This window comes from Vibrio fujianensis (genome assembly GCF_002749895.1).
Classification (GTDB): Bacteria; Pseudomonadota; Gammaproteobacteria; order Enterobacterales; family Vibrionaceae; genus Vibrio; species Vibrio fujianensis.
The window spans coordinates 170,515-176,046 of the sequence record NZ_NBUS01000041.1; the positions used below are offsets into that span (position 1 = coordinate 170,515).

The window sequence follows — 5,532 nt, forward strand, 5'->3', positions numbered from 1 at the left end:
GTGGCAGACGGAAACGGGCTGGGCGATTGCGGGGAATACCTTAGGGCTTGAATTCATACCAGTAAAAGCGGGATCTGCGACGAAAGCGATTCCCGGATATCAGGTAGAAATACTGAATGAATTGGGTGAGTCATTGCCAGCTAATCAACAAGGTTTTGTCGCCCTCAAGCGTCCACTACCTCCAAGCTGTTTAACCACGATTTGGCGAAATCATGATAGGTTTGAATCCGGCTATTTAGCTCAATTTCCCGGTTATTATGTTTCAGGTGATGGGGGATATCTGGATGAAGACGGTTACCTGTTTATTATGGGACGCATTGACGACGTGATTAATGTAGCGGGGCACCGTCTTTCCACCGGGGAAATGGAAGAAATTCTCGGCGCACATCCCGCCATTGCGGAATGTGCTGTCGTGGGAGTGCATGACGAATTAAAAGGTCAGCTTCCACTCGGTTTCGTTGTGCTAAAAGATGGTGTTAAAATTGATGCGCCGACCTTAGAGGAAGAGCTAATCCGTCAGGTTCGTCGTCAAATTGGTGCAGTGGCTTGCTTTAAACATGCCTTAGTGGTGGAACGTTTACCGAAAACCCGTTCCGGTAAAATTTTACGGCGTATTATTCGGCAAATTGCTGATGGAGAAAGTTACACCGTTCCATCCACCATTGATGATCCCACCAGTTTGAGTGAACTAGAAAAAATACTTCATCATTAGGGGATGTTGATCTTTCGAGCTGATTTTTGCAGCCGTTTGTGGTTTCTTTATATAAGGCAAAGGTTGAAATGTAGTGGCTCTACTTGAGAAGCCGATAACGCCGTAGAAAAGAGCCACAAACGCTGCTCGAAGGGGGCGGCTAGCAGCGTTTTACTCTTTGTTGAGCAGTGTTTTGTTTACAATCACTAGGCTACAAACCTCTCGCTGCGATTAAAACGCGTTTACAGTGCCTACTCTTTAACCCGTTTTATCTTGGCTATTTTATGTTTATGATTGGCTCGCCGCCGTATCCAACCCCCAAGCGCGATACTTGATAGCGCAATAAATAGCGTTGCCAGCGGAGCTAGCATTAACAGCTGATTGACGATTTTAGATAGATGCTCAGGTAATAGTGAAATACCATAGCCCGAGAAAATCAGACATAGGATCCATATCAATGCGCTTGATGGAGAAGTGAGTAAAAAACGCGTAGGAAGAATCGTATTTCTCAATCCCATAACCATCGGTAATAAAGAACGAACCACCGGAATAAAGCGTGCAAAGAACATCGCCAACAAACCATATTTTTGGATAAGACGATCGGTGGTTTGCCATTGCTTATCAGATACTTTCCCGATCCAAACAGAGACTATGCGCGATTCTTTAAGATGATAGCCTTGATAAAAAGCAGCGATACTCCCCAACCAACCTGCCAGCACAAGAACACCAATAACCATATAGAGATTTAATATTCCTAACGCGGCGAGGCTGCCACAAAGAATCATCACGCTATCACAAGGTAGAGCGGCGGCGGGAATAAACGCACTTTCGACAAAAATTAGTAGTCCTAAACACAGGTAAAGCAAAGAAAGATCGGCCTGTTGTAACGCCAACAGATTCTGATGCCATAAGGCAGAAAATATCGACAATAACGCACTCATATTGTGTTCCTCAATCAGTAAATATTAAATTTTTCAGGGTGTCGATTGAGTGGTTATGTGTGAGCAAAACGAGAGTAAAGGTTTAAAAACTGAAGAGATTTACGGATAAATAATGGCGTTCCAATGATGAGTATTGAAAAATAAGCCAATGTAATGAGCAGATGAATAAGCGTCGTTGAGTCAGATGCTATTGGATTTAATATCGTAACATCATCATCAAATATCGACTGGGCCCATGTGGCATGAGGTGGCTCGAGCCTGGAGTTTATCACCATTGAGTGATAGGAAGAATGAACGGTTTTGGGTGAAACAGTGGTACGATTTTTCGTCTCAGCACCGATAGACGTCGGCGTTATCGTGATATCGAGTGAACATAAAGTACTCAATATCAATACAGTAAAAATAAGTGGCTGAATCATACTTGTTATTATCAGGAACGTTATATCGCGGCAAGTATGCGGTCTCCTTCCTGTGCTGTAAAGTAATTAATCGATACCATTGATAACCAATAGTGATTCAATCATTTTATGCTAATATTCATTCTAAATGGATCGAATGTGTTGGGACTGTATGTTTTTCAATAAATCATGCCAAAAAGAAAATCAGCAATTAAAGGATCAGCTCTATTCATTAGAACAGGTTCGAGAGAGTCTTGATGGGGATATGCTGAGAATTACGCTTAACCCGCAAGGTAAAATTATATCGGTTAATGAAAATTTTGAACAAGAACTCGGTATTGTGTTTTCGACGATTGAAGGAATAAATCTTATTGATTTAGTCCCTCGGAAGGCTAGACATACATCACACTTCAACAACTTGAAGGTCGCCCTCGAACAGAAAAAACATTGGAATGGGGCATTTCAAATAGAAAAGCCAAACGAACAAGAAGCTTGGTTACGCATTATTTTGCAGCCGATTCTTAATACGCAAGGGCAGTTGTTACATTTTATTGTTTTGGCGACAGAACTTACCCGTACCATTACCACATCTCGCGCACAGGAAGATATGTTGAACGCACTTAATCGTTCAATGGCGGTGATTGAATTTACCTTGGACGGACATATCATTCGTGCTAATGATAACTTTCTCCGTGCAATGGGATACCGCAGTAATGAGCAGATTGCGGGAAAACATCACCGTATTTTTTGTGACGCACAAGAAGCGAACTCCTCAGCGTACTCCGCTTTTTGGAAAAAATTAGCCAGCGGGCAATATGTTTCTGAGCGTTTTAAACGAGTTGATAGTTACGGTCAGGTCGTGTGGTTGGAAGCGTCTTACAATCCTATTCATAACGATGTCGGTGAGCTATATAAAGTCGTGAAGTTTGCCACGGTTATCACGGATCAAGTCAATCAAGAATTAGCGGTTTCAGAAGCGGCAAAAATTGCCTATACCGTGTCTGAAGAAACCGGCCAACAAACCTTAGAGGGGCAACAAGTTGTCACCGCTATTATTGATAAAATGGATAATCTCGTTAAGCAAATGAAGCAGGCGACTGCCGATATTGAATCCCTTAATCAGCATTCTCAAGAAATAAGTAAGCTGGTTGAAAGTATCAGTGGGATTGCTGATCAAACTAATTTGTTGGCGCTTAATGCTGCGATTGAAGCCGCAAGAGCCGGTGAACAAGGGCGTGGTTTTGCGGTGGTGGCTGATGAAGTCAGACAACTCGCCTCCAGAACAAACAGTACAACGGAAGAAATCGTGACGGTTGTAGCAGAGAACTTACAGAAAACAACCAAAGCGGTGGAACTGATAGTCGCTTGTCAAGCACAAGCGGGTGATACTTTGGCATTATCGACTCAAGCAGGCCAATTGATGGAGGATGTACAACATGGCGCACAAAAAGTTGTGGGTGCGATCAGTCAATTTAGTCAAAAACTCTAATAGCTTGTTACAGCAAGTTATGATTATATAAACTTGAAATAACCTTTCTGTGCTTGTAACTATTCAGCCGTCCAAACTGACTTTGAGACGACTAAATTTTGTTATGTGTAACAGAAGAAAAGATGATTGATAGGGACGTCAATGTGTTTGCTCTTTTCAGAGTGAGGAGCTTGCTCGCCCCATCCAAACTATTTGGTGAGCCATGATGTATATTCAAAATTTTGAAGCTTTTCTTATTGCTATTACTATTCTCACATTAACCCCAGGGCTAGATACCGCTTTAGTGATCCGTAATACTTCTCGTGCAGGAATGGCTGATGGTTGTGTAACAAGCCTCGGTATTTGTGTTGGGTTATTTGTTCATGCAACTTTCTCAGCCATTGGCATTTCAGCCATTTTAACCCAATCCTCTGAACTGTTTCATATCATGAAAATGGTGGGCGCGGGTTATTTGATCTGGTTAGGTTTTGTGAGTTTGCGTTCGTTATCTACTGCAGGACAAGGGATAAAAGTGAGCCGTTTATCTCATACCCAATTGAATATTAACCGCTCACTACGGGAGGGTTTTTTGTCTAATGTATTAAACCCTAAAACAGCCGTATTTTACCTTGCTTTTCTTCCACAATTTATTAATCCAGAACACTCCCCTTTATTGCAATCTTTATTTATGGCTGGAATTCACTTTATGATCGCAATGAGTTGGCAATGTGGGTTGGCCGGGGCATTGAGTTCAGCGAAAAATTTATTAAAAAATAGGACTTTTATGCGCTGGATGGAAGGCACCACTGGAGTGGTGTTAATGGGGTTAGGTCTTAAGCTAATCACTGATGAATCCGTATAGATATTTGAAAAACCGCAGATTACTCTGCGGTTTTGAGCGTTATGCTTTGGCCTTGACTCGTTTAATAGCCGGAATTTGAGCATCAAAATAAAGCTTGGTTTCTTGGAGCACAACTTGGCGTAGAGCGATCAAACCAATTAGGTTAGGAATCACCATTAGTCCATTGACAATATCAGCGATAATCCAAATTAAGTCTAAATGTAAAAAAGCACCTGACGCGATCAAAGCAATAAAAATAACCTTATAAGGCAAAATGGCTTTGGTTCCCCACAGAAATACGACACAGCGTTCGCCATAGTAGTTCCAACCTAAAATAGTGGTAAAAGCAAAAAAGATTAACCCAATAGAGACTAATAGCGGCCCTAAGGTTTGTGCTTGAAGGCCAGTAGCAAACGCATTCGTTGTCATCGCAGCTCCGGCTAAGTCGCTTTGCCATGCTCCGGTTAAAATTAAAGCAAGGCCGGTCATGGTACAAATAATGATGGTATCGAAAAAGGTTCCCGTCATAGAAATGAGCCCCTGCCTAACACAAGAGTCTGTTTTGGCAGCAGCTGCGGCCATGGGAGCGCTACCAAGCCCTGATTCGTTAGAGAATACCCCGCGAGCAATTCCAGATTGAATAGCAAGCATGATGCTTGCGCCTAAGAATCCACCACTTGCTGCGGTTGGAGTAAAGGCGGACACTAGTACTAATTGCAAAGCGCTAATGAGTTGATCGGCATGACTAATGATCACACTAAGACAAGCCACAATATAAAAAAGCGCCATCACAGGAACGACTTTTCCAGCGACTTTGGCGATCGATTGAATACCGCCAATGGTGACAAAAGTGACTAGGATAGTCAGTACAATGGCGGATATTTCACGAGGAATTCCCAAAGAGATCTCGCTTGCATCAAGAATCGCGTTGACTTGTGGAAAAGTACCAATGCCAAAGCAAGCAACCCCGAGCGCAAATACGGCAAACAAAACGGCGAGTGTTTTGGAACCTACACCATCTCGCAAGTAGTACATGGGCCCGCCAACCATTTGGCCTTTGTCATCGACCTTACGATATTTAACCGCAAGTAAGCATTCCGCATATTTGGTTGCCATACCAAATAAAGCGGCTAGCCACATCCAAAATAAAGCCCCGGGCCCGCCGAGTTTAATAGCGGTAGCCACACCGACAA

4 protein-coding genes and 2 pseudogenes are annotated in these 5,532 nt (G+C 42.8%); 4 read left to right on the forward strand and 2 right to left on the reverse strand.

From position 1 onward, the window contains the following. On the forward strand, positions 1 to 712 hold a 712-nt coding region (locus B7C60_RS18430; protein WP_245868923.1), incomplete at its 5' end, for an AMP-binding enzyme. A 230-nt stretch (positions 713 to 942) separates the two neighbouring features. On the opposite strand, the gene B7C60_RS08060 is transcribed toward B7C60_RS18430, so the two are convergent. Next, the gene (locus B7C60_RS08060; RefSeq protein ID WP_099611205.1) at positions 943 to 1,632 is read right to left on the reverse strand and encodes a DedA family protein; all 690 of its coding nucleotides are present in this window, start codon (positions 1,630 to 1,632) and stop codon (positions 943 to 945) included. A gap of 663 nt (positions 1,633 to 2,295) precedes the next feature. Between B7C60_RS08060 and B7C60_RS20130 the strand changes: the two are divergent. The 3 genes and pseudogenes from B7C60_RS20130 to B7C60_RS08070 form a co-directional block, all read left to right on the forward strand. Then, a pseudogene (locus B7C60_RS20130) lies at positions 2,296 to 2,979 on the forward strand (PAS domain-containing protein); the annotation flags it as partial. A 186-nt stretch (positions 2,980 to 3,165) separates the two neighbouring features. After that, positions 3,166 to 3,519: pseudogene (locus B7C60_RS20135) on the forward strand (methyl-accepting chemotaxis protein); the annotation flags it as partial. A gap of 205 nt (positions 3,520 to 3,724) precedes the next feature. Beyond that, positions 3,725 to 4,360, forward strand: a complete 636-nt coding sequence (locus B7C60_RS08070; protein WP_099611207.1) for a LysE family translocator — start codon at positions 3,725 to 3,727, stop codon at positions 4,358 to 4,360. Between the two features lie 39 nt (positions 4,361 to 4,399). Here B7C60_RS08070 and B7C60_RS08075 read toward each other — a convergent pair. Further along, positions 4,400 to 5,532, reverse strand: a 1,133-nt coding sequence (locus B7C60_RS08075) for an alanine/glycine:cation symporter family protein (RefSeq protein ID WP_245868925.1), incomplete at its 5' end; no start/stop codon positions are given.